This is a genomic window from Streptococcus sanguinis SK1 = NCTC 7863 (assembly GCF_000194945.1).
Taxonomy (GTDB): Bacteria; Bacillota; Bacilli; order Lactobacillales; family Streptococcaceae; genus Streptococcus; species Streptococcus sanguinis.
On record NZ_GL878507.1, the window covers coordinates 554,664 to 577,683 of the forward strand.

A 23,020-nucleotide genomic window follows, 5' to 3' on the forward strand; every position below is an offset into this window, starting at 1 on the left:
TATTTTATACAAAAAATAATGATATGACAAGGTAAGTGTATGACAATAGAATGGGAAGAGTTTTTAGACCCCTATATTCAAGCAGTTGGAGAGCTGAAAATTAAGTTGCGTGGGGTGCGAAAGCAATACCGTAAGCAGCAGCGCCATTCTTCGATTGAGTTTGTGACCGGACGTGTCAAGCCGATTGAGAGCATTAAAGAAAAGATGATTCTGCGAGGTATTCGCGAGGAAAATATTGAGCAGGAGATGCAGGATATTGCAGGCTTACGGGTCATGGTTCAATTTGTCGATGATGTGGATGAAGTTTTAGAAGTCTTGCGAAATCGGACTGATATGCGGATTATTCAAGAGCGGGATTACATCAAAAACAAAAAAGCCAGTGGCTATCGGAGCTACCATGTGATTGTAGAGTATCCAGTTGATACGATTAATGGTCATAGGCTTATTCTGGCTGAGATTCAGATTCGCACCCTTTCGATGAATTTTTGGGCTACGATTGAGCATTCTTTGAATTACAAGTATAAAGGAGAATTTCCCGAGGAAATCAAATGTCGCTTGGAAACGACAGCTAATCTTGCCTATCAGCTGGATGAGGAGATGGGAGAAATCCGTGATGCTATCCAAGAGGCGCAGGCTCTTTTTGATCCTCTTCACCGTAAGTTAAATGACGGTGTAGGAAATAGTGATGATACAGATGAAGAATACAGATAAAAAAATAGCGATTATCCGCAATCGGAAAAGACAGAGCGAACAAGTTTATCAAGATTTAAAGCAGAAGCTTAAACAGAATGGCTTTATTTTAACTCCTAAGAATCCCGACATCGTGATTTCGGTAGGCGGTGACGGCATGCTGCTATCAGCTTTTCATATGTATGAAGAACAGCTGGATCGGGTCCGCTTTGTTGGTGTGCATACAGGACATCTCGGCTTCTATACGGACTACCGTGATTTTGAATTGGATAAGCTAGTCGAAAATCTTAAACTGGATACTGGTGCTCAGGTTTCTTATCCAATTTTAAATGTGAAAATTACTTTTGAAAATGGTGATACACGCACCATTCGTGCTTTAAACGAAGCAACAATCAAGCGTTCGGATCGGACTATGGTAGCTGATGTCATTATCAATCGGGTTCATTTCGAGCGTTTCCGAGGAGATGGGATTTCCGTTTCTACTCCGACAGGCAGCACAGCCTATAACAAATCTCTGGGCGGAGCAGTATTACATCCGACGATTGAAGCCTTGCAAGTGACAGAAATTGCCAGTCTCAACAATCGGGTTTATCGGACTTTAGGATCTTCGGTCATTGTTCCTAAAAAGGATAAGATTGAGTTAGTGCCGACCCGCAGTGACTATCATACTATTGCGGTCGATAATCAGACTTTCTCTTTCAAAAACATTGTTCGCATTGAGTATCAGATTGACAATCACAAGATACATTTTGTGGCTTCGCCAAGCCATACCAGCTTTTGGAATCGTGTCAGAGACTCCTTTATTGGAGAGTGCCAGGAATGAGGTTTGAGTTTATTGCTGATGAGCATGTCAAGGTAAAGACTTTTTTGAAGCGACACGAAATTTCCAAAGGCCTCTTGGCTAAGATAAAATTTTCCGGCGGAAACATTCTCGTCAACCATCAACCTCAGAACGCTGTTTATCTCTTGGATATTGGCGATAGGGTGACGATTGATATCCCGTCTGAAAAGGGATTTGAGAGTCTGAAGGCTGTTGATAAGGACTTGTCTGTCATCTATGAAGATGAGCATTTCTTGGTTTTGGATAAGCCGGCAGGGGTGGCTAGTATTCCCAGTGTTAACCATTCCAATACTATGGCTAATTTCGTCAAGGCTTACTATATTCGTCAGGGCTATGAAAACCAGCAGGTGCATATCGTGACGCGTCTGGATAAGGATACAAGTGGGCTCATGCTCTTTGCCAAGCATGGCTATGCTCATGCCAGATTGGACAAACAGTTGCAGAAGAAGCTGATAGAAAAGCGCTATTACGCTCTAGTTCGGGGGACTGGTGACTTAGAAGAGCAAGGTGAGATTATTGCTCCGATTGGACGCAATCCTGAGAGTATCATTACGAGGCGCGTGACAGAGGATGGTAAGTACGCCCATACCAGTTACAAGGTCATAGAGCGAATTGGAGATGTCTATCTGGTGGATATTCATCTGCATACTGGGAGGACTCATCAAATCCGTGTTCATTTTTCACATATTGGCTTTCCGCTTTTGGGTGACGACCTTTATGGAGGGAGTTTGGAATACGGAATAGAGCGTCAGGCTTTACATTGTCATTCTTTGAAATTTTATAACCCATTTAGCGGACAGGAAGTTGAGCGTGCCAGTCCTTTGCCAGAAGATTTTAAACAAGTTATTGAGAAATTAAAAGAATAAGAGATAAAGGAGTTTTAAGAGACATGAAAATTTTTGATTCAATTCGTGAAGCTTTGAAAGATAAGGAAGTAAAAATTGTCTTGCCGGAGGGTGAAGAGCCACGGATTTTGCAAGCAACTAAACGTTTGGTGAAAGAAACTGATATTACACCAGTTCTTTTGGGTAATCCTGATAAAATCCGTATTTATCTAGAAATTGAGGGAGTAAAAGAAGGATATCAGGTTATTGATCCTTCAAACTGTTCTTGCTTTGAGGAACTGGTAGAAGCATTCGTTGAGCGTCGAAAAGGGAAAATCACTGCAGATGAAGCACGTCAGTTGCTCAAGGAAGATGTCAACTACTTTGGGGTCATGTTGGTTTATCTTGGCAAGGTTCAAGGGATGGTTTCAGGAGCAATCCACTCTACAGCAGCGACTGTTCGGCCAGCTCTTCAAATCATCAAGACCCTGCCTTGGGTCTCTCGTACTTCAGGAGCCTTCCTCATGGTGCGCGATGACGAACGCTACATTTTCAGTGACTGTGCCATCAATATCGATCCAGATGCTAATGTTTTGGCGGAGATTGCTGTTAACTCAGCCCTAACAGCGCAGATTTTTGGTATCGATCCAAAAGTTGCTATGCTCAGCTATTCGACCAAAGGATCTGGATTCGGTGAAAAGGTTGATAAGGTAGTGGAGGCGACTAAGTTGGCTCAGGAAATGCGTCCAGACTTAGCTATCGATGGTGAATTACAGTTTGATGCAGCTTTCGTTCCTGCAACAGCAGAGTTGAAAGCGCCTGGCAGCCCGGTAGCTGGTCAAGCGACTGTCTTTGTCTTTCCAAGTATCGAAGCTGGAAATATCAGCTACAAAATGGCAGAGCGTTTGGGTGGCTTTTCAGCGGTAGGTCCTATCCTGCAAGGACTAAACCACCCAGTTAATGACCTTTCTCGAGGCTGTAATGCGGATGATGTTTATAAGCTGACTTTGATTACAGCTAGTCAGGCAGTAGGTCATTATTAAACGATAGGAAATGATTGGAGGGCATAAGCTCTCCTATTTTTCTTGCCTTATGCTATACTAGATTTATGTTAGATTTGAAAAAATACGGAATTGAGATGTGGGAGGCAAATAAAATCGCCTCTTTTCGCGAGAAATTATTAACTTGGTATGATGAAAACAAACGTGACCTGCCTTGGCGCAGAACAAATAATCCTTATCATATCTGGGTTTCTGAGATTATGCTGCAGCAGACTCGGGTGGATACGGTGATTCCTTACTATGAGCGCTTTCTTGACTGGTTTCCGACTGTAGCTGATTTAGCTCAGGCGCCAGAGGATAGACTGCTCAAGGCTTGGGAAGGGTTGGGCTATTATTCGCGGGTGCGAAATATGCAAAAATCGGCCCAGCAGATAATGACGGATTTCGCTGGAAAATTTCCTGATAGCTATGGAGGAATTGCTAGCCTCAAAGGGATTGGACCTTATACAGCTGGTGCCATTGCTAGTATTGCCTTTGGCCTAGCTGAGCCTGCGGTAGATGGCAATGTCATGCGGGTGCTGAGTCGATTGTTTGAAGTTGATTTAGATATTGGTCAACCTAGCAATCGTAAGGTCTTTCAGGCTATGATGGAGATTTTGATTGATCCAGACAGACCTGGAGATTTCAATCAAGCACTGATGGATCTGGGCTCAGATATCGAAGCTCCTGTTAATCCTCATCCAGAAGACAGTCCTGTAAAAGAGTTCAGCGCAGCTTATTTGCATGGAACTATGGATAAATATCCAATCAAAGCACCTAAAAAGAGGCCAGTTCCAGTCTATCTGCAAGGCTTGATTATCGAAAACGAACAGGGACAATTCTTGCTTGAAAAGAATGAGGCTGCTGGTTTGTTATCAGGCTTTTGGCATTTTCCCTTGATTGAAGTCGAGGAATTTCAAACTGAAAATCAAATGTCGCTCTTTGAGGTGGCAGAAAATCAGCCAAGTCTGGACTTGTCTCCTCAAGAAAGCTTTGAGCAGGATTATGATTTGATTGTTGATTGGCAGCAGCAGTCCTTTTCAAAAGTGCAACATGTTTTCAGTCATCGCAAGTGGCATATCCAGCTGGCTTATGGCCGAGTTAAGGATAGCCAGATCGCAGCTGATGGAGAGGTCTTGTGGCTTCATCCAGAAGATTTTGGCAATTACCCCTTTGCCAAACCCCAGCAGAAGATGTGGGAGGCTTTTCAGGAAGCTAGAAATAAATAAAAAATCTGAGACTAATTGGTCTCAGATTTTTGAATTGAATCAATTTTGTAAGTTTGCAAAAGCTTTAATCTCATCTGCAGTCATAGAAGAATCACAACGAACAGATACTTGGCCGTCTTGAACATGAACAAAACCTGGAACTGTCGGAATGCTGTATTCAGAGCGGAATGCTTGCAGTTTCTCTAATTCGCTGGCTTCTTCGCTATTGATAAAGAAAATATGCGCCTTGGTATCAGCGACCACGCCAGCGAGAGTATCAGCGAATTTACGGCAGTAAGGGCAAGTTTTGCGACCGACGAAGAAAGCTGCAGTCTCTTTGTCAGCAATAGCTTGACGAGCACGGTCAACAGTTGTGATTTCAAGGTCTTTAATATTTTGAGCAAATTGTTCCATAAATAATCCTCATTTCTTTTGATAAAACTAGTATGCCATAAAAATCAGAAAAATGCTTGATTTGGAAACGAAAAACCAGAGAATGTGAATTTCATCCTCTGGTTGATTGGTTGATAGTGGCATTTTACTTGATAAAGGCATTAATCTCTGCTTCAATAGCAGCAATTTTTGCTTGAGCGTCTTCATTACTGTCACCAACAACGGCAATGTAGAACTTGATTTTTGGTTCTGTTCCAGATGGACGGACAGCAATCCATGAACCATCAGCCAAGGTGTATTTCAGCACATCGCTTGGAGGAGTTGTCAGAGCTGTAACAGTACCGTCTGCGGCGGTAGAAGTCTGCGCCTTAAAGTCTTCAGTAACAGAAATAGCAGTAGCGTTGAATTCTTTAGGACCATTGTCACGGAACTTAGCCATGATAGCCTTGATTTGCTCAGCTCCATCAACACCAGACAGGGTTACAGAAATAGTCTTTTCAGCAAAGTAACCGTACTCTTTGTAGATTTCTTCAATACCGTCAGCCAGAGTCAAGCCACGTGAGCGGTAGTAGGCAGCTAGCTCAGCTACAACCAAAACAGCTTGGATAGCGTCTTTATCACGCACAAATGGCTTAATCAGATAGCCGAAGCTTTCTTCAAATCCCATCATGTAGGTGTGGTTGTGCTTTTCTTCGAATTCTTGAATCTTTTCAGCGATAAATTTGAAACCAGTCAAGACATTGAACATGGTTGCGCCATAGCTTTCAGCAATCTTAGTCACCAAGTCAGTAGAAACTATAGACTTGCAGAGAGCTGCGTTAGCTGGCAGAGTTCCAGCGCTCTTATGAGCTTCCAAGATGTACTTAGCCATGATGGCTCCGATTTGGTTACCTGAAAGATTGAGATAGCTGCCGTCTTTTTGCAGAACTTCTACACCGACACGGTCAGCATCTGGGTCAGTTGCGACCAAGACATCTGCACCAACTTTACGTCCTAATTCTTCAGCCAAGGCAAAGGCTGCTTGGCTTTCAGGGTTTGGAGACTTAACAGTAGAGAAGTCAGGATCAGCTACAGCTTGAGCTTCAACAACTTCTACAGAATCAAATCCAGCTTGAGCCAAAGCGCGACGAGCCAGCATTTCACCAGTACCGTGCAACGGAGTATAGACAATCTTCATGTCTTTGCCGTATTCATCAATCAGTTTTTGGTTGATATTGACATCTTTAACTTCCTTGAGGTATTCAGCATCAATAGCATCGCCAATCACTTCAATCAAGCCAGAAGCTTTTTCAGCTTCAACATCAGCGACCTCAATAGCAAAAGGATTTTCAATAGCACGGATGTAGTCAGTCAATGCATCTGCATCATGCGGAGGCATTTGTCCGCCGTCTTCACCATATACCTTGTAGCCGTTAAATGGAGCAGGGTTGTGGCTGGCCGTAATCATGATACCAGCAAAAGTTCCCAGATGACGCACTGCAAATGAAAGCTCTGGAGTTGGGCGCAGACTTTCAAAGACATAGGACTTGATGCCGTGTTTAGCTAAAACAGCAGCAGATTCAAAGGCAAATTCTGGTGAGAAATGACGGGAGTCGTAAGCAATCGCAACACCGCGTTTTTTGAACTCATCACCTTTTTCTTCAATCAAGCGAGCCAAACCTTCGGTTGCCTGACGGACAACATAAATATTAATACGGTTGGTACCAGCGCCAATCAAACCACGCATACCAGCAGTACCAAACTCAAGATTGGTGTAAAAGGCATCTTCCTTAGTTTTTTCGTCCATACTGTTCAAGTCTTGGCGAAGATAGTCAGGAAGTTCAGCATAATCAAGCCATTTTTTGAAGTTATCTTGATAAGTCATAGGTGGAGTCTCCTTTATTTTTAAAATGAAGAGATGGAAATTTTAGTAAAAAATCCTGCTCTTAAATTTTCTTAATCGCTTACATTGTAGCATATTTTCATTAATTTTGAAAGAGGTTACCTAGAAAACGATGAAATACTTTTCGAGGCATTGTTTCAAGGATTTCAAGATGGAAAGCTGAAATGCGGGATTAAAAAAAGACCAAAGCATTGCTTGGTCCAGAAAACTAAATCATCATCATTTTTTGGCTTTTTCAAGCGCAGGAATGATAGTTGCTGTCAAAATCGCAGAAATGATTAACTCGGCAATGGAATTTGCTGATAGAATAACAGCCAGAAGTGCTTTGATATCTCCTTGATATACATTTGCAAAGAGAAAGAAGATACCGCCCAAGACGAAGATGGTATTAGTGGCAGAACCAACGGAACCAGCCACAATCAAGCCGGCCTTATTTTTCATAGCTTTATATACGAAATAAGGAGTGATACCGATGAGAATGCGAGGCACCATGGCAACAAGAAGCGAAGAGAGGCTTCCATTTGGCACAAAGGGACTGAAGAGATAGCTGGTCGGCAGCAACACCAAGGTATTGGTGATAACGCTGATACATCCCATAAGGCCACCTAGAACAGCTCCGACTTTAGGGCCATAGAGGATACTGGCAATGATAACAGGGATGTGAATAATCGTAGGTTTAATCGGTACTGGAAGTAAGTTGAAAATAACCGAGCTGAGCAGGTGAAGTACCAACATAATGGCAAAGAAAATAGCAATTTGAGCAATTTTAGACTGTTTTTTCATAAATAAGTTCCTTTACTGTATCAATAATCGTATCAATTTCAGCTAGAGCACCTGTCCCCTGATCGCCACAGGCTAGAACGGCTTCACGCGGTTGGATAACCTTCCATCCAAAACGCTGTAGACGCTCCAAATTGTGCTGGGTTAGTGGATTTTCAAACATCTTAGTGTTCATAGCTGGAGCCAAAACTTTCTTGGTATGAGGCGGCAGAGCCAGGGCAGTAGCAGTCACTATATTATCAGCTAAACCGTTGGCTAGTTTAGCGATGGAATTGGCTGTTGCAGGCGCAAGCAGAAAGAGGTCAGACTCTTTAGCGATGTCAATGTGATTGACCTTGCTAGGGTCGGGTTCTTGCATAATATCAATTGCAACTGGTCTTTGTGACAAGACCTGCAGGGTCAGCGGTGTGATAAATTCTGTCGCTGCCTCTGTCATGAGGACAGCAACTTCAAAGTTTTCTTTTTTTAGACGGCTGGTGATGTCAGCAGCCTTGTAAGCTGATATGCTACCGCTGACGGCTAAGGTAATCTGTGTCATCATTTACCTCCTTATGGACTATGGATATGCAGGTAGAGGAGCTGAGCAATTTCTTCTTTGGATTGAGCTAGGGTTACAGTATCATTTCTGACAAGATAGGCTTTGTGCACATGGTTAGAAATATCTGTCAAATCATTGGCGACAATGATTTCTGCCTGATTTTTTATGAGGCTGGTCCTTGCTGTTTCAAGCAACTCTTCCTTAGAAACGTCAACTAGAAGTTTGAAGCCAATCAAGCGAATGTCTGGGTTCCATTTCTTTACTAGGCTGATGATTTTGGGTGTTTTTTTGAGGAAAAGAACTTGAGAATCATCCTGAGAAGAAATCTTGCTTTCTGAGTTAGTCTTATTCAGAAATTCAGTCATGTCAGAGCTAGCAGCTACAGCTTCCAAACCAGTCATGTAGACGGGAGTATAGTCAGAAACAGCCATTGCATGAATCAGTACATCATGTGTGTGAACGAGTGGCTCAAGGGTTTCAAGCAATTCTGCAACGTTTTCAATCTGAACAATGGTAAGATTGGGATGGGCTGCAGGGCGGACAGCCTTGGGAGTCGTTACCAGAGTCACCTGATCGCCCTTGTCTAGGAAAGTTTCAGCTATGATTTTCCCAAGTCGGCCCGTTGAATGATTGGTAATAGAGCGGACACGGTCGATTTTCTCGCTGGTCCCGCCAGAAGTAATCAATATGTTCATAGCACTATTTTACAAGAAAAAAGAAATTTAGTAAAATAATTCTAATTGCAGAGTGTTACAGCGGAGAAGTGACTCTAAAATCTTATAGTTTAGAGAACAAAAATTTCCAAGTTTTTTTGTTTTTCCCGAACATTAAAATCTATTTAGAGTTTAATCATGTAGATTTTGCTCTTTTTTGTTATAATCTTTATATTAATTGATAGAGGAGTTCTTGATGAAAACAGATATTGAAATTGCTCAAAGTGTTGAATTGCAGCCTATTGTTGATGTGGTGAAAAAAATTGGCATCAACTATGACGACTTGGAACTATATGGTAAGTACAAGGCTAAGCTCAGCTTTGATAAAATTCATGAGGTTGAAAAAAATCCTGTTGGCAAACTGATTTTGGTAACGGCAATCAATCCGACACCTGCTGGAGAAGGAAAGTCTACCATTACCATTGGACTAGCTGATGCGCTTAATAAAATTGGCAAGAAAACTATGATTGCTATCCGGGAACCGTCTCTGGGGCCAGTGATGGGCATCAAGGGAGGAGCAGCTGGTGGCGGTCACGCGCAGGTTCTACCGATGGAAGATATCAACTTGCATTTTACTGGAGACATGCACGCAATTACGACAGCTAACAACGCCCTGTCAGCTCTCGTTGATAATCATTTGCATCAAGGAAATGCCCTGGGAATCGATCAGCGCCGCATTATATGGAAACGGGTGGTTGACCTGAATGATCGGGCTCTTCGTCATGTGACCGTTGGCTTAGGAAGTCCGGTTAATGGTATTCCACGCGAAGATGGCTTTGATATCACGGTTGCTTCTGAAATTATGGCGATTCTTTGCCTAGCTACGGATATTGAAGATTTGAAAAAGCGCTTGGCTAACATTGTCATCGGTTATCGCTATGACCGCTCACCAGTCTATGTTCGTGACCTTGAGGTAGAAGGAGCCTTGGCTTTAGTATTGAAAGATGCGATTAAGCCAAATCTAGTTCAGACTATTTATGGGACACCAGCCTTTGTTCATGGCGGACCGTTTGCCAATATCGCTCATGGCTGTAACTCTGTTTTAGCGACTAGCACAGCGCTGCGGTTGGCTGATTATACAGTGACTGAAGCAGGATTTGGTGCAGATCTTGGTGCTGAAAAATTCTTAGATATTAAAACTCCAAACTTACCAACTTCTCCAGATGCAGTAGTGATTGTTGCAACCTTGCGCGCTCTTAAGATGAATGGTGGAGTAGCTAAGGATGCACTTACAGAAGAGAATGTTGAGGCGGTCAGAGCTGGCTTTGCCAATCTCAAACGTCATGTTGAAAACATTCGTAAGTTCGGTATTCCAGCGGTAGTAGCCATCAATGAATTTGTTTCAGATACAGAGGCTGAAATTGCTACGCTTAAGGAACTTTGTGCAGAAATTAAGGTGCCCGTTGAGTTAGCTAGCGTCTGGGCTGATGGCGCTGATGGTGGTGTATCTTTGGCTGAGGCTGTAGTCAAAACCATTGATGAAGAACCAGCTCATTACACTCGCCTCTATGACAATGACCTCTCTATTGAAGAAAAAATTGAGAAAATTGTCAAAGAAATCTATCGAGGTTCAAAGGTGAACTTTGAGAAAAAAGCGCAGACTCAGATTCGAGAAATTGTCAAAAATGGCTGGGACAAGCTGCCAATCTGCATGGCCAAAACACAGTATAGCTTTTCAGACAATCCTGCTGCTCTTGGAGCGCCAGAAAACTTTGAAATTACCATTCGTGAATTGGTACCAAAACTTGGGGCAGGCTTTATCGTGGCTTTGACAGGAGATGTCATGACCATGCCAGGATTGCCAAAACGTCCTGCAGCACTCAATATGGATGTTGCAGCAGACGGCACAGCGATTGGACTATTTTGATCTTGGTTTAAAAGGCTCTTTACGAGCCTTTTCTGGTATAATAGTGAAAATAATGAGAATAGAATATGGAGACAACATGAACATTAGATTTGCAACACCATCAGACGCTGCGACCTTGCTTGCTATTTATGCGCCTTATGTAGAGAATACAGCCATCACTTTTGAATATGAAGTACCGACTATTGAGGATTTTGCAAATAGGATTGAAAAAACGTTGGAAAAATATCCTTATCTGGTAGCGGAAGAAGATGGTTTAATTTTAGGCTATGCCTATGCTTCGACTTATTATGCGCGTGCTTCCTATGATTGGGCGGTGGAATTGTCCGTCTATGTCAGTCAAGATGCTAGAGGAAAAGGAGTCGGCAGTAAGCTTTATGATGAACTTGAAGACCTGTTAGATCAGATGGGATATATGCATTTTCTAGCCTGTATTTCTCTGCCAAATAAAGCCAGCCTGGCTTTGCATCGAAAAAGGGGCTACCAGCAGGTGGCGCATTTCCCTAAAATTGGCTATAAATTCGAGTGTTGGCATGACATTGTTTGGCTGCAAAAGTCCTTAGACAAGCAAGCTGGACCAATTAAACTTTTAAAAGAAATGGAGTGGAAATGATGAAAAAGAAACATTTATTAATAACTCTTCTAAGCATTACCCTTTTGGCCTTGACGGGTTGTCAGTCCGTTGAAAATTGGTTTAAAAATGCCAAGGAGGAATGGTTGGGGTTGGAGATGACGGTTCGCACCTATGATGAGAATTCCCAACTCATAGACCAGATGTCGGGCAAGTCTCTATCCATTTCGCGTAACGAGGAGTTTGATTCAGTTGATACGGAAGGAAATTCCAAGGAAGATTCATCTGTGCTCAAAATCACCTTGGGTAAGTATGAGATTGACCATGTGGGCTCTTCCTTGATTGCAGAAGAAAAAGGCTTGAAAGATGTCTTTGCCCAGTATCAGAAGACTGCGGATGTTGAGGAGAATAGCCATTCTGTCCCTGTTTTAAATCGCATGATTTCAGCCTTTAAAAACGACTTTACCGGAAAGAAAAAGGTTGTTCTGATTCGCTCTCAAAACGGCACTCCGTTGGCTGCCTATGCTGGAGACCGTGTTTCTCTAGATAAATCCGATGCTCCTAAAACCTCTGAGTTGCTGATTGACGGCAAACGTCTCGTGATTTACCGCTGCGACTACACTATTTATGACCGTGAATTGCTGGAGTAAGATATGAATGTGGAGGAATTGGTAAAAGAGTTAAAAGCTTTAGCTAACCCAGATGATGCGGTGGCTATGAAAGCCTATATGAAAAATAAATTTGAGTTTCTAGGAGTCAAGACTCTAGCCAGACGGAAGCTCACAAAGGCTTTTTTCAAACAACATACTGACTCCGTCATTGACTGGAATTTTATAAATGAAGCTTGGAAAAATCCCTATCGAGAACTGCAGTACACTGCGCTAGATTATCTGGAGATTCGCAAGAAACTATTGACACCATCTGACTTGCCACGTTTGAAAAAGCAGGCCCAAACAAAATCTTGGTGGGATACCATAGACTTTTTGGATCGCTTGGTTGGATCAATCATTGCTCGATTTCCGGAAACCAAAGAGATTATTGTAGCTTGGAGTTGTGATGAGGATATTTGGTTACGGCGCTTGGCCATCGATCATCAGCTGCTACGAAAAGAGAAAACAGACACAAAGCTCTTGGAGAAGATTTTAGTGAATAATCTAGGCCGAACAGAATTCTTTATTAACAAGGCCATCGGCTGGGCGCTGAGAGATTATTCCAAAACCAATCCAGACTGGGTCAAGGATTTTATAGAACGGTATCGGGTGGAAATGGCTGCGCTTAGTATTCGAGAGGGAAGTAAGTATTTATAAAAATTCTAATAATCTGTCTGTCTTGACATTTTCTATGTGATAGCTTATGATAGATAAGTGCGATGAGTCGATATGCAGATTTTCTGCAAATTGAAGCATGGGAGGTCATAACGCAGGAGCGGACCTTGATCAGTTGTGTGAACCTGCTGATCACACGAAAGTGCCCTTATCCCCAGTCTACGGATTGGGGATTTTTCTATGTCACTTATAGAGGCAAGACCGTTAGTCGAAGCCGAGTATAGAGACATTGATACTGAGACGGTCGACGTCGTGAGTGCTATTGCTCTTGACGAAACGAGTTCGCAGGAGGAAATTAAGTCATAGAGCAATGGATGCAGTTTTGTTCATGAGAACAAAAACTATAAACTTTTAAAGCGCTCTTAGAGTGGCAAGACCATTAGTCGCAGCCGAGCTTAGAGACATTGATGCTGAGACGGCCTATGTCGTGAGTGCTATTGCTCTTGACGAAACGAGTCCACAGGAAGAAGTTGAGCTGTAGAGCAATGGAATGCAGTTTTGTTCGTGAGAACAAAAGCTGTAAAGCTTGAAAGCTCTCATAGAGAGGTATGAGAGTTGGTGTGGTTTATCAAAATATCGCACTTATATTCTTCAGAAATATTTGCATTTTTCCCTAAAAATAGTATAATACTAACAATACAAAATTTTTTGAAAATTCAGAGAGGTTATCGCATGGGATATACAGTTGCTGTAGTAGGTGCCACTGGTGCCGTTGGATCTCAAATGATTAAAATGCTGGAAGAATCTAGCCTTCCAATTGATAAAATACGCTATCTGGCGTCTGCTCGTTCAGCTGGTAAAGTTCTCCAGTTCAAGGGACAAGATATTACTATCGAAGAGACGACCGAGACGGCTTTTGAAGGTGTAGATATTGCTCTCTTCTCAGCTGGTGGTTCTACCTCAGCAAAATTCGCTCCTTACGCAGTCAAAGCTGGAGCGGTAGTGGTCGATAACACCTCTTATTTCCGTCAAAATCCTGATGTTCCTCTGGTTGTTCCAGAAGTCAACGCCCATGCCTTAGATCAGCACAAGGGAATTATCGCTTGCCCTAACTGCTCGACAATTCAGATGATGGTAGCTTTAGAGCCTGTTCGTCAGCAATGGGGTCTGGAGCGTATCATCGTGTCTACCTATCAAGCAGTTTCTGGTGCAGGTATGGGAGCCATTCTTGAAACCCAAGCACAATTACGCTCTGTTCTCAATGATGGTGTAAATCCTAAGGATGCGGAAGCCAATATCCTGCCATGCGGCGGCGATAAAAAACATTATCCTATTGCCTTTAATGCCTTACCTCAGATTGATGTCTTTACAGATAACGACTACACTTATGAAGAGATGAAGATGACCAAGGAAACTAAGAAAATCATGGAAGATGATTCTATTGCTGTTTCTGCGACTTGTGTCCGTCTTCCAATTTTGTCTGCCCACTCGGAGTCTGTTTACATCGAGACTAAGGAAGTAGCACCTATTGATCAGGTAAAAGCAGCAATCGCAGCCTTTCCTGGTGCTGTTCTGGAGGATGATGTAGCTCATCAGATTTATCCGCAAGCAATCAATGCGGTTGGTAAGAAAGAAACCTTTGTTGGCCGAATTCGTAAGGATCTAGATGCAGAAAAAGGAATTCATATGTGGGTTGTTTCAGACAATCTTCTTAAGGGGGCAGCTTGGAATTCTGTTCAAATCGCAGAGACACTGCATGAGCGTGGTTTAGTTCGTCCAACAGCAGAAGTTGTTTTTGAATTAAAATAAAGTGACCAAGGAAACTTGACAGCACAGGGTTGAATAATCGTTCTTTCAACCCTCTTTTCGTATAATAAAGAGAGGTAAGTTTATGGCGTATGCGGATTTGAAAAACTGTAAAATCATCACAGCTTTTATTACTCCTTTTCATGAAGATGGTTCCATCAATTTTGAAGCTATTCCAGACTTGATTGAGCATCTTTTGGCTCATCATACGGATGGGATTTTGCTGGCTGGAACGACTGCAGAAAGTCCAACTCTGACCCACGATGAAGAGTTGGAGCTATTTGCGGCAGTTCAAAAAGTTGTCAAGGGGCGTGTCCCTTTGATTGCCGGTGTCGGTACCAACGAAACGCGCGACTCTATCGAATTCGTAAAAGAAGTAGATGAATTTGGTGGTTTTGCAGCTGGTTTGGCTATCGTTCCCTATTACAACAAACCTTCTCAGGAAGGGATGTATCAGCATTTTAAAGCCATTGCGGATGCTTCAAACCTGCCTATCATTATCTACAATATACCTGGCCGGGTAGTTGTTGAGATGACACCTGAGACTATGCTAAGGTTGGCAGAACATCCAAATATTATCGGCGTTAAAGAATGTACCAGTCTGGCGAATATGGCCTATCTGATTGAGCATCGTCCAGAGGAGTTTCTAATTTATACTGGTGAGGATGGCGATGCCTTTCATGCTATGAATCTGGGGGCTGATGGAGTTATTTCAGTTGCTTCTCACACAAATGGAGATGAAATGTTTGAAATGCTGGATGCCATTGAGCACAATGACATCAAAAAAGCAGCAGCTATCCAACGGAAATTTATCCCTAAAGTCAATGCACTGTTCTCTTATCCAAGTCCAGCCCCTGTCAAGGCAGTCCTTAATTACTTAGGATTTGCAGCTGGTCCAACCCGCTTACCTCTTGTGCCTGCACCCGAAGAAGATGCCAAACGCATTATTAAGGTCGTGGTTGATGGCGATTACCAAGCAACCAAAGAGACTGTTAAAGGTGTTCTGAGACCGGATTATTGATTTATAGAAGTAGTTTTAGGATTGACATAATAAAAATAATAAAGAAAGAATTGAAAATTGTGACAGAAAAACATAGTGAACGAATTGAGGAGTATAAGGATAAGCATAGACTGGAAAAACTTGAGGGCAAAAAAGTTTATGATAAGCCAGTTATCCGAACTGGTGATAAGGCAGGTTGCTATGGTTCAGGATTGATTTTACTTGGATCTGTTTTAGGAATTATTTATTTACTTCTAATACTGATAACGGACTGGGATTTGAAACTTTTCTCTTTCATCTGGGAAACACTTGCTGCGTTAGGGATAGTTTTCAGTCTCTTTGGAGCTTTTAAAATCGGTCAGTTGGAGCTGCACAGTTTGTCAATGGTGGCTGACAAAGAGAAAAATTTTGAAATTGATAAAGCTTTCAATCTTTATAACATCATTCACAAACCAACAAAGAAAATTTTACTTCAATATGATAGTGAGGATGATAGTTTAATTTCTCTGAATGCTGGAGGAGAGTTATTAGTTGAGCTCTTAAAGAGAGTTGAAGAAGAAAAATTGTCCTTTAAGGCTATTAACAAAACATTGAGTTTAGAAGAAGTATCTGAAAATCATTGGAAAATGCACTATCGTTATAAAAGACAGGACATAACATTAGAGAAATCCGATACATAGTGTTTGGCTTGTTATTTTAGTTGTATTGACTTAAACTGAAAAGTGAATTCAGAATCTGATAGTTTTTGAAGAGCATATAAAAAAGAGAGCTTCCTTTGAAAAATATTGGAAAAAATTATATAATATCAAGGTATGGTCTGGCTTTGAGATTTCCTTTTGAGCAGGCTTATAGATAATTGGATTGGCAGCAGTCATGTTAGAGACTTACATTAGATTAGAAATATATATTATAAAAGGAGTTTTTTATGCAAGTTATTAAACGGAGTGGTGAGGTTGTAGAATTTGACCCAGATAAAATTTATCAAGCAGTTTTAAAGGCAGCTCAGACAGTCTATGTGTTGACAGATGATTTGCGTCAGAATTTAGCGCAGGTTACAAAGAAAGTTGTTCTGGATTTGGAAGAAGCTAAGGTTGAACGTGCGACGATTAGCATGATTCAGTCCATGGTTGAAAGTCGCCTCTTGGGTGCAGGTTATATTACTATTGCTGAGCATTATATCTCCTATCGCCTGCAACGCGATTTAGAGCGCAATGGCTATGGAGATCATATCGCTGTGCATCTGCATTTTGAGCAAGTAAGATAAAGTTAGAAAGCCCGCTAGGGCTTTTTTCGCTCTCGAGGTAGAGAGTATCGCTTTAGAATTCACCCGCTTAAATCCTAGAAATATGTTAAAATAGGTAAAGATATAAAATTTTATCAATGATATTCGTTGAAAGGATAAATTATGGCAACGATTCAATGGTTTCCGGGGCATATGTCTAAGGCACGGAGACAGGTACAGGAAAATATTAAGTTTGTTGATTTTGTGACGATACTGGTTGATGCCAGACTTCCTTTATCCAGTCAAAATCCTATGCTGACTAAGATTGTGGGCGATAAACCTAAGCTTCTGATTTTAAACAAAGCTGATTTGGCTGACCCTGTTCGTATTAAAGAATGGCGGAGCTATTTTGAAAGCCAGGGGATTCCGACCTTATCTATTAATTCCAAAGAGCAATCTGCTGTAAAAAAAGTAACAGATGCAGCTAAGAAGCTTATGGCTGATAAATTGGCGCGTCAGAAAGAAAGAGGAATTCGCATCGAAACCCTGCGTACCATGATAATCGGTATTCCCAATGCTGGCAAATCAACCCTCATGAATCGCCTAGCTGGTAAGAAAATCGCTGTTGTTGGGAATAAGCCAGGTGTGACCAAGGGTCAACAATGGCTCAAGTCAAATAAAGACTTGGAAATCTTAGATACACCAGGGATTCTCTGGCCTAAGTTTGAAGATGAGATTGTTGCTCTCAAGCTTGCCCTGACTGGAGCTATTAAGGATAATCTGTTGCCTATGGATGAGGTGACGATTTTTGGCCTCAATTACTTTAAGGAGCATTATCCTGAAGAGCTGACAGCACGCTTCAAACAGCTGGATCTAAGCCAAGAAGCGCCAGACATGATTATGGATATGACCCAAAAACTTGGCTTCCGCGATGACTATGATCGCTTTTATAGCCTTTTTGTCAAAGATGTCCGCGATGGCAAGCTAGGCCGTTATTGCTTGGATACGGTTGGAGAACTAGATGGCAACGATTAAAGAAATCCAGCAACGTTTAGAGTTAGTGACTGATTTGGCTGATCCTTTTCTGGCAGAAGCGGCGAATGATTTGCGCAGCGGAGTTCAAAAGGCGATTGAAAAGCGTAAAAGAGTCATTCAGGCGGAGTTGGACGAGGATTTGCGTCTGGAGCAGATGCTACGGTATGAAAAAGAGCTTTATCAAACCGGCTTTCGGGCAATCGCTGGGATTGATGAGGTCGGTCGTGGTCCTCTAGCTGGACCTGTTGTCGCTGCAGCTGTTATCTTACCTCCAGGATGTAAGATTAAGGGGCTCAACGACAGCAAGAAGATACCCAAGAAAAAGCACCAAGATATCTATCAAGCAGTCATGGATAAAGCCTTGGCAGTCGGTGTTGGCCTGATAGACAATGAGATTATTGATCAAGTCAATATCTACGAAGCGACCAAGCTTGCTATGAAAGAGGCTTTGTCTAAGCTTTGTCTCAAGCCAGATTATCTGCTGATTGATGCTATGAAGTTAGATATTGATATCCCGCAAGAGTCCATTATCAAAGGAGATGCCAATTCTCTGTCTATCGCAGCAGCTAGTATTGTTGCTAAGGTCACTCGGGATAAGCTGATGGCAGACTACGACAAGGAATATCCTGGTTATGATTTTGCGCAAAATGCTGGTTATGGGACTAAGAGCCACTTGCAGGGCTTGGAGCGACACGGCGTAACTCCTATTCATCGCAAGACATTTGAACCCGTAAAATCTATGTGTGAATAGGCACGAAGAGGTGAGGCATGCTAATCAGTAAAATCTTAAACAATAATGTGGTGATTTCTGAAGAAGACCAAGAAGAAGTTATTCTCATGGGGCGAGGACTAGCCTTTGGTCGAAAAGTTGGCCAGGAGATTCCAGATGAGCTGATTGAGAAAAAGTATGTCTTGTCAGAAAATAGACGACAGCTTCTGATGGAGTTGCCAGCAGAGGTCATGGAAATGTCGGATAAGATTATTTCTTTCGCAAGGGAGAAACTGCAGAAGAAGCTCAAAGACACTGCTTTTCTGGCGATGGCAGATCATATCCACGGAGTCTTGCTGCGCTTGGATGATGATATTGACCTCAAGAATTTCCTCATGTGGGATATTAGACGCTTTTTTTCCTATCGAGTTTGAGGTTGGTCAGTATGCCAAACAGCTTTTGAGCGCTTATATCGGTAAGGAACTTCCAGAGGATGAAGCAGCTTTTATAGCGCTGACCTTGGTCAATGCAGAGCTGGAAAATGGCGACGGTGCTGCGCGTGATTTGACTATGATGATGGAGGAAATCATGACCATTGTCAAGTACAGTTTGGAAATTTCTTTAGACGAGGAAGACATCTACCTTGAGCGCTTCATGACCCATCTAAAATTTTTCTGTGAGCGAGTTCTGACTGATAGAGGCCACCGTGATTTAGAGGACAATGAGATGTTTGACTTACTTAAATGTAAGTATCCCTTGGCTTATGAGACAACTAGGAAGATTGCTGAATTTTTAAAGCAAACCAGAAATTACCAAACATCAGAGGATGAACAACTGTACCTGACTATCCATTTGTCACGCATGAAAAGGAGGATGATATGCAAAGCGAATACGAAAAAATGATTGCTGGAGAGATTTACCGACCACAAGACAGTGAATTAAGAGAATTGGCAGCAAGGTCAAAGGAATTTCAATATCGTTTTAACCAAGAACAAAACAGTGTCAAACGCACGGCTATTATCAAAGAATGGTTTGGCAGCACAGGGGAGAATCTTGCTATGAAGCCTGACTTGGTCTGTGATTATGGAATCAATATTCATCTAGGGGAGAATTTTTATTCTAACTGGAATCTGACTATGTTGGACGTTTGCCCGATTCGCATCGGAGATAATGCTTTGCTTGGTCCAAATTGCCAGCTTCTGACACCTCTTCATCCGCTTGATTCAGTGGAAAGAAATTCCGGTATTGAGTACGGAGCACCAATCACTATTGGTGATAACTTTTGGGCTGGCGGAGGTGTGACGATTCTGCCAGGCGTGACGCTAGGAGATAATGTGGTAGTCGGAGCAGGAGCGGTTGTGACCAAGTCTTTTGGTGACAATGTAGTCTTGGCTGGTAATCCTGCTAAGATTATTAAGGAAATCCCTGTTCATAAAGAATAAAAGATGTGTTAAAGGCAATAGGCAAGGAGACCGGCTAATGACAACATCAAATTTAATAGAATCGTAAAGAAGGAACTGTACTGCAGTTCTTTTTTTGAACTTTTTACGAATAAGAAAGTGAGGTGAAAAAATGAATAATTTTGAGATTTATAAAATGAAAAAAGCTGGTTTGACTAATCATCAGGTTTTAAATGTTTTGAGATATGCTGAGAGTAGAGATGGCAAGCTTTCTCTGCGAGATAAGGCTGTCGTATCTGAGTGCCGCAATCCTGCACTCTTTATAGAGAAATACAAGAGGCTTGATTTACCAGCTTTGAAGGAAGAATTTGAACTTTTTCCGTCCTTTTCTATCTTGGATGATATTTATCCTTGGGATTTATGTGAAATTTACGATGCCCCGACTTTGTTATTTTATCAGGGAAATCTAAATCTACTAGAATTGCCCAAAGCTGCGGTCGTTGGCAGTAGAGACAGCAGCAAGCAAGGAAATGCCTCAGTACAAAAGATTATCAAAGAGCTAAATAATGAATTGGTTATCGTCAGCGGGCTGGCTCGAGGGATTGATACAGCAGCTCACATGGCTGCTCTACAAAACGGAGGTCAGACCATTGCTGTCATTGGGACGGGATTAGATGTCTTCTATCCCAAGGCTAACAAAAAATTACAAGCTTACATTGGCAAAAATCATTTATTGCTGACAGAGTATGGTCCAGGTGAACAGCCTTTGAAATTTCATTTTCCAGAGCGAAATCGTATCATCGCTGGTCTCTGTCGAGGCGTCATCGTGGCAGAAGCTAAGATGCGTTCAGGCAGTCTGATTACCTGTGAGCGAGCCATGGAAGAAGGGCGGGATGTCTTTGCTATTCCGGGGTCAATTTTAGATGGAAAATCTGACGGTTGCCATCATTTGATTCAAGAGGGTGCAAAGTGCATCACATCAGGCTCTGACGTCCTTTCTGAGTTTGATTTTTAAAACAAGTTTTCCTATAAGAAAAGTTAGCAGTTGACATCTATCAAAAAATAGTTTAAACTCTATGAGATTTATTTCTTATAGAAGGTGTCTAAATTGGTAACAAAAGCAAAGAAAAAGTCTACGACCAAGAAAAATCTTGTCATCGTAGAGTCGCCTGCTAAGGCAAAAACAATAGAAAAATATCTGGGACGAAATTATAAGGTTTTAGCCAGTGTCGGGCATATTCGTGACCTGAAAAAGTCTACTATGTCCATTGATTTTGAGAACAACTATGAGCCGCAATACATCAATATTCGTGGTAAAGGTCCCTTGATTAATGACTTAAAAAAAGAAGCGAAGAAAGCTAAGCAAGTCTTTCTGGCAAGTGACCCGGACCGCGAAGGAGAAGCTATTTCTTGGCATCTGGCTCACATTCTGAATCTGGATGAGAAAGAGAAAAACCGTGTCGTCTTCAATGAAATTACCAAAGATGCGGTCAAGAATGCATTTAAAGAGCCCCGCCAGATTGATATGGATCTGGTCGATGCACAGCAGGCTCGTCGAGTTTTGGACCGCTTGGTTGGTTATTCTATTTCTCCTATTCTCTGGAAGAAAGTCAAAAAAGGCCTGTCAGCTGGTCGGGTGCAGTCTGTCGCCCTCAAGCTGATTATCGACCGGGAAAATGAAATCAATGCCTTCAAACCAGAAGAATACTGGACAATTGACGGAACTTTCAAGAAAGGAACTCGTCAGTTCCAGGCCGGCTTTTACGGCATGAATGGTAAAAAGATGAAGCTGACCAACAACGATGAGGTCAAAGAAGTTCTGTTTCACCTCAAGGGTGATGACTTTACAGTCGACAGTGTCGAAAAGAAAGAGCGTCGACGCAATGCTCCGCTGCCCTACACGACTTCCTCTATGCAGCAGGATGCTGCTAATAAGATTAATTTCCGGACTCGTAAGACCATGATGGTGGCTCAGCAGCTCTATGAGGGGATTAATATCGGTTCTGGCGTACAAGGTCTGATTACGTATATGCGTACCGACTCGACTCGTATCAGTCCGGTAGCGCAGAATGAAGCAGCAAGCTTTATCACGGATAAATTTGGCGCCAAATATTCCAAACATGGCAGCAAGGCTAAGAACGCCTCTGGCGCTCAAGATGCCCACGAGGCAATTCGCCCTTCCAGCGTTTTCAATACTCCAGAAAGCATCGCAAAGTATTTGGACAAGGATCAGCTTAAGCTCTATACTCTAATCTGGAACCGTTTTGTAGCCAGCCAAATGACAGCAGCAGTCTTTGATACTATGAATGTTAAGTTGGGGCAAAATGGTGTCCAATTTGCCGCCAATGGCAGTCAGGTCAAGTTCGATGGTTATCTGGCTATTTACAACGACTCTGACAAGAATAAAATGCTGCCAGATATGGAAAAGGGGGATACAGTCAAGCGAGTCAATACCAATCCAGAACAGCACTTTACCCAGCCGCCTGCACGTTATTCTGAAGCGACTCTCATCAAGACTTTAGAAGAAAATGGTGTTGGTCGTCCGTCTACCTATGCACCGACAATTGAGACTATTCAGAAACGATATTACGTTAAGCTGGTTTCCAAGCGCTTTGAGCCGACGGAATTAGGTGAGATTGTCAATTCATTGATTGTCGAATTCTTCCCAGGCATCGTAAATGTGAAATTTACAGCCGAAATGGAAGCAAAACTGGATGATGTAGAAGTTGGAAAAGAGCAGTGGCAGAAAGTTATTGACGAGTTTTATCAACCTTTTGAAAAGGAAGTAGCTAAAGCTGAGTCTGAAATGGAGAAAATCCAAATCAAGGACGAACCGGCTGGTTTTGATTGTGAGGTCTGTGGCAGTCCCATGGTCATTAAGTTAGGTCGATTTGGCAAGTTCTATGCCTGCAGCAATTTCCCAGACTGTCGTCACACTCAGGCTATTGTCAAGGAGATCGGCGTGACCTGTCCACAGTGCCAGAAAGGTCAAGTTATCGAGCGTAAGACTAAGCGAAATCGCATTTTCTATGGCTGTGATCGTTATCCAGACTGTGATTTCACATCTTGGGACAAGCCAGTCGGTCGGAACTGTCCAAAATGTGACCATTATCTGATTGAAAAGAAAATTCGTGGTGGCGGCAAGCAAGTGGTCTGCAGCAATGGAGATTACGAAGAAGAAAAAGTGAAATAGTTTTTTACATAATTTATACTACGTAAAGTATTTTCTCCTGAAGAAG

The 23,020-nt window shown here is 42.2% G+C and carries 24 protein-coding genes and 1 pseudogene; 20 read left to right on the plus strand and 5 right to left on the minus strand.

The window, feature by feature from the left end; genetic code table 11:
• Window positions 1-39 precede the first annotated feature (39 nt).
• From HMPREF9378_RS08060 to mutY, 5 genes are all read left to right on the plus strand, one after another.
• The gene (locus tag HMPREF9378_RS08060) at window positions 40-711 is read left to right on the plus strand and encodes a GTP pyrophosphokinase (RefSeq protein WP_002913546.1); all 672 of its coding nucleotides are present in this window, start codon (window positions 40-42) and stop codon (window positions 709-711) included.
• The gene (locus tag HMPREF9378_RS08055) at window positions 695-1,513 is read left to right on the plus strand and encodes an NAD kinase (protein ID WP_284431856.1); all 819 of its coding nucleotides are present in this window, start codon (window positions 695-697) and stop codon (window positions 1,511-1,513) included. The genes HMPREF9378_RS08060 and HMPREF9378_RS08055 overlap by 17 nt, the downstream gene beginning before the upstream one ends.
• On the plus strand, window positions 1,510-2,397 hold the full coding sequence (locus HMPREF9378_RS08050; RefSeq protein ID WP_002913548.1) for an RluA family pseudouridine synthase: 888 nt from the start codon (window positions 1,510-1,512) through the stop codon (window positions 2,395-2,397). The genes HMPREF9378_RS08055 and HMPREF9378_RS08050 overlap by 4 nt, the downstream gene beginning before the upstream one ends.
• Window positions 2,398-2,420: 23 nt before the next feature.
• Window positions 2,421-3,398, plus strand: a complete 978-nt coding sequence (gene pta, locus HMPREF9378_RS08045; RefSeq protein ID WP_002900314.1) for a phosphate acetyltransferase — start codon at window positions 2,421-2,423, stop codon at window positions 3,396-3,398.
• 65 nt (window positions 3,399-3,463) lie between these two features.
• A complete protein-coding gene (gene mutY / locus HMPREF9378_RS08040; protein WP_002912513.1) occupies window positions 3,464-4,624 on the plus strand; it encodes an A/G-specific adenine glycosylase in 1,161 nt (386 codons plus the stop codon).
• Window positions 4,625-4,663: 39 nt separating this feature from the next.
• Here mutY and HMPREF9378_RS08035 read toward each other — a convergent pair whose 3' ends face one another.
• The 5 genes from HMPREF9378_RS08035 to HMPREF9378_RS08015 all read right to left on the minus strand — a co-directional run bounded on the left by HMPREF9378_RS08035 (window position 4,664) and on the right by HMPREF9378_RS08015 (window position 8,891).
• The gene (locus HMPREF9378_RS08035; protein WP_002900316.1) at window positions 4,664-5,017 is read right to left on the minus strand and encodes a thioredoxin domain-containing protein; all 354 of its coding nucleotides are present in this window, start codon (window positions 5,015-5,017) and stop codon (window positions 4,664-4,666) included.
• A 124-nt stretch (window positions 5,018-5,141) separates the two neighbouring features.
• Complete coding sequence (locus tag HMPREF9378_RS08030; RefSeq protein ID WP_002900317.1) at window positions 5,142-6,860, minus strand: phospho-sugar mutase; 1,719 nt, start codon at window positions 6,858-6,860, stop codon at window positions 5,142-5,144.
• Between the two features lie 237 nt (window positions 6,861-7,097).
• Window positions 7,098-7,661 (minus strand): ECF transporter S component, encoded by a 564-nt coding sequence (locus HMPREF9378_RS08025; protein WP_002900319.1) that lies wholly within the window; start codon window positions 7,659-7,661, stop codon window positions 7,098-7,100.
• The gene (coaC, locus tag HMPREF9378_RS08020; protein ID WP_032908806.1) at window positions 7,645-8,196 is read right to left on the minus strand and encodes a phosphopantothenoylcysteine decarboxylase; all 552 of its coding nucleotides are present in this window, start codon (window positions 8,194-8,196) and stop codon (window positions 7,645-7,647) included. Before coaC ends, HMPREF9378_RS08025 begins: the two co-directional genes overlap by 17 nt.
• A gap of 11 nt (window positions 8,197-8,207) precedes the next feature.
• The gene (locus tag HMPREF9378_RS08015; RefSeq protein ID WP_002900321.1) at window positions 8,208-8,891 is read right to left on the minus strand and encodes a phosphopantothenate--cysteine ligase; all 684 of its coding nucleotides are present in this window, start codon (window positions 8,889-8,891) and stop codon (window positions 8,208-8,210) included.
• Between the two features lie 214 nt (window positions 8,892-9,105).
• On the opposite strand from HMPREF9378_RS08015, the gene HMPREF9378_RS08010 reads away from it, so the two are divergent.
• The 15 genes and pseudogenes from HMPREF9378_RS08010 (at window position 9,106) to topA (ending at window position 22,974) form a co-directional block, all read left to right on the plus strand.
• Window positions 9,106-10,776: a formate--tetrahydrofolate ligase gene (locus tag HMPREF9378_RS08010; RefSeq protein ID WP_002902940.1), complete on the plus strand. Its 1,671-nt coding sequence runs from the start codon at window positions 9,106-9,108 to the stop codon at window positions 10,774-10,776.
• A 76-nt stretch (window positions 10,777-10,852) separates the two neighbouring features.
• A complete protein-coding gene (locus tag HMPREF9378_RS08005) occupies window positions 10,853-11,386 on the plus strand; it encodes a GNAT family N-acetyltransferase (RefSeq protein WP_223330902.1) in 534 nt (177 codons plus the stop codon).
• Window positions 11,383-11,994, plus strand: a complete 612-nt coding sequence (locus HMPREF9378_RS08000) for a DUF5052 family protein (protein ID WP_002902938.1) — start codon at window positions 11,383-11,385, stop codon at window positions 11,992-11,994. The genes HMPREF9378_RS08005 and HMPREF9378_RS08000 overlap by 4 nt, the downstream gene beginning before the upstream one ends.
• A 3-nt stretch (window positions 11,995-11,997) precedes the next feature.
• Complete coding sequence (locus tag HMPREF9378_RS07995; protein WP_002902937.1) at window positions 11,998-12,651, plus strand: DNA alkylation repair protein; 654 nt, start codon at window positions 11,998-12,000, stop codon at window positions 12,649-12,651.
• 198 nt (window positions 12,652-12,849) lie between these two features.
• Window positions 12,850-12,975 carry a hypothetical protein gene (locus HMPREF9378_RS11810; RefSeq protein WP_002902936.1) on the plus strand — a complete coding sequence of 42 codons (126 nt, stop codon included), beginning with the start codon at window positions 12,850-12,852 and terminating at the stop codon, window positions 12,973-12,975.
• 366 nt (window positions 12,976-13,341) lie between these two features.
• Window positions 13,342-14,418 carry an aspartate-semialdehyde dehydrogenase gene (locus HMPREF9378_RS07990; protein WP_002902935.1) on the plus strand — a complete coding sequence of 359 codons (1,077 nt, stop codon included), beginning with the start codon at window positions 13,342-13,344 and terminating at the stop codon, window positions 14,416-14,418.
• Between the two features lie 82 nt (window positions 14,419-14,500).
• Entirely contained in the window at window positions 14,501-15,436 is a 936-nt protein-coding gene (gene dapA / locus HMPREF9378_RS07985) for a 4-hydroxy-tetrahydrodipicolinate synthase (protein ID WP_002902934.1), read from the plus strand.
• Window positions 15,437-15,495: 59 nt separating this feature from the next.
• A complete protein-coding gene (locus tag HMPREF9378_RS07980; protein WP_002900332.1) occupies window positions 15,496-16,095 on the plus strand; it encodes a hypothetical protein in 600 nt (199 codons plus the stop codon).
• A 245-nt stretch (window positions 16,096-16,340) separates the two neighbouring features.
• Complete coding sequence (locus HMPREF9378_RS07975; protein WP_002895476.1) at window positions 16,341-16,679, plus strand: ATP cone domain-containing protein; 339 nt, start codon at window positions 16,341-16,343, stop codon at window positions 16,677-16,679.
• A gap of 141 nt (window positions 16,680-16,820) precedes the next feature.
• Window positions 16,821-17,672 (plus strand): ribosome biogenesis GTPase YlqF, encoded by an 852-nt coding sequence (gene ylqF, locus HMPREF9378_RS07970; protein ID WP_002913550.1) that lies wholly within the window; start codon window positions 16,821-16,823, stop codon window positions 17,670-17,672.
• Window positions 17,659-18,423 carry a ribonuclease HII gene (locus tag HMPREF9378_RS07965; RefSeq protein WP_002913551.1) on the plus strand — a complete coding sequence of 255 codons (765 nt, stop codon included), beginning with the start codon at window positions 17,659-17,661 and terminating at the stop codon, window positions 18,421-18,423. The genes ylqF and HMPREF9378_RS07965 overlap by 14 nt, the downstream gene beginning before the upstream one ends.
• 17 nt (window positions 18,424-18,440) lie before the next feature.
• Window positions 18,441-19,284, plus strand: a pseudogene (locus HMPREF9378_RS11510) (PRD domain-containing protein).
• Entirely contained in the window at window positions 19,260-19,823 is a 564-nt protein-coding gene (locus HMPREF9378_RS07960) for a sugar O-acetyltransferase (protein ID WP_002913554.1), read from the plus strand. Before HMPREF9378_RS11510 ends, HMPREF9378_RS07960 begins: the two are co-directional and overlap by 25 nt.
• A gap of 130 nt (window positions 19,824-19,953) precedes the next feature.
• Window positions 19,954-20,796, plus strand: coding sequence for a DNA-processing protein DprA (gene dprA / locus HMPREF9378_RS07955; protein ID WP_002900343.1), 843 nt, complete (start codon window positions 19,954-19,956; stop codon window positions 20,794-20,796).
• Between the two features lie 84 nt (window positions 20,797-20,880).
• Window positions 20,881-22,974: a type I DNA topoisomerase gene (gene topA / locus HMPREF9378_RS07950; RefSeq protein ID WP_002913555.1), complete on the plus strand. Its 2,094-nt coding sequence runs from the start codon at window positions 20,881-20,883 to the stop codon at window positions 22,972-22,974.
• The last annotated feature ends 46 nt before the right edge of the window (window positions 22,975-23,020 follow it).

What these genes read in the sequence shown, in the direction of transcription:
- HMPREF9378_RS08060 (WP_002913546.1), top strand. Translation starts at nt 40, where the DNA reads ATGACAATAGAATGGGAAGAGTTTTTAGACCCCTATATTCAAGCAGTT.
- HMPREF9378_RS08055 (WP_284431856.1), top strand. Translation starts at nt 695, where the DNA reads ATGAAGAATACAGATAAAAAAATAGCGATTATCCGCAATCGGAAAAGA.
- HMPREF9378_RS08050 (WP_002913548.1), top strand. Translation starts at nt 1,510, where the DNA reads ATGAGGTTTGAGTTTATTGCTGATGAGCATGTCAAGGTAAAGACTTTT.
- pta (WP_002900314.1), top strand. Translation starts at nt 2,421, where the DNA reads ATGAAAATTTTTGATTCAATTCGTGAAGCTTTGAAAGATAAGGAAGTA.
- mutY (WP_002912513.1), top strand. Translation starts at nt 3,464, where the DNA reads ATGTTAGATTTGAAAAAATACGGAATTGAGATGTGGGAGGCAAATAAA.
- HMPREF9378_RS08035 (WP_002900316.1), bottom strand. Translation starts at nt 5,017, where the DNA reads ATGGAACAATTTGCTCAAAATATTAAAGACCTTGAAATCACAACTGTT.
- HMPREF9378_RS08030 (WP_002900317.1), bottom strand. Translation starts at nt 6,860, where the DNA reads ATGACTTATCAAGATAACTTCAAAAAATGGCTTGATTATGCTGAACTT.
- HMPREF9378_RS08025 (WP_002900319.1), bottom strand. Translation starts at nt 7,661, where the DNA reads ATGAAAAAACAGTCTAAAATTGCTCAAATTGCTATTTTCTTTGCCATT.
- coaC (WP_032908806.1), bottom strand. Translation starts at nt 8,196, where the DNA reads ATGACACAGATTACCTTAGCCGTCAGCGGTAGCATATCAGCTTACAAG.
- HMPREF9378_RS08015 (WP_002900321.1), bottom strand. Translation starts at nt 8,891, where the DNA reads ATGAACATATTGATTACTTCTGGCGGGACCAGCGAGAAAATCGACCGT.
- HMPREF9378_RS08010 (WP_002902940.1), top strand. Translation starts at nt 9,106, where the DNA reads ATGAAAACAGATATTGAAATTGCTCAAAGTGTTGAATTGCAGCCTATT.
- HMPREF9378_RS08005 (WP_223330902.1), top strand. Translation starts at nt 10,853, where the DNA reads ATGAACATTAGATTTGCAACACCATCAGACGCTGCGACCTTGCTTGCT.
- HMPREF9378_RS08000 (WP_002902938.1), top strand. Translation starts at nt 11,383, where the DNA reads ATGATGAAAAAGAAACATTTATTAATAACTCTTCTAAGCATTACCCTT.
- HMPREF9378_RS07995 (WP_002902937.1), top strand. Translation starts at nt 11,998, where the DNA reads ATGAATGTGGAGGAATTGGTAAAAGAGTTAAAAGCTTTAGCTAACCCA.
- HMPREF9378_RS11810 (WP_002902936.1), top strand. Translation starts at nt 12,850, where the DNA reads ATGTCACTTATAGAGGCAAGACCGTTAGTCGAAGCCGAGTATAGAGAC.
- HMPREF9378_RS07990 (WP_002902935.1), top strand. Translation starts at nt 13,342, where the DNA reads ATGGGATATACAGTTGCTGTAGTAGGTGCCACTGGTGCCGTTGGATCT.
- dapA (WP_002902934.1), top strand. Translation starts at nt 14,501, where the DNA reads ATGGCGTATGCGGATTTGAAAAACTGTAAAATCATCACAGCTTTTATT.
- HMPREF9378_RS07975 (WP_002895476.1), top strand. Translation starts at nt 16,341, where the DNA reads ATGCAAGTTATTAAACGGAGTGGTGAGGTTGTAGAATTTGACCCAGAT.
- ylqF (WP_002913550.1), top strand. Translation starts at nt 16,821, where the DNA reads ATGGCAACGATTCAATGGTTTCCGGGGCATATGTCTAAGGCACGGAGA.
- HMPREF9378_RS07965 (WP_002913551.1), top strand. Translation starts at nt 17,659, where the DNA reads ATGGCAACGATTAAAGAAATCCAGCAACGTTTAGAGTTAGTGACTGAT.
- HMPREF9378_RS07960 (WP_002913554.1), top strand. Translation starts at nt 19,260, where the DNA reads ATGCAAAGCGAATACGAAAAAATGATTGCTGGAGAGATTTACCGACCA.
- dprA (WP_002900343.1), top strand. Translation starts at nt 19,954, where the DNA reads ATGAATAATTTTGAGATTTATAAAATGAAAAAAGCTGGTTTGACTAAT.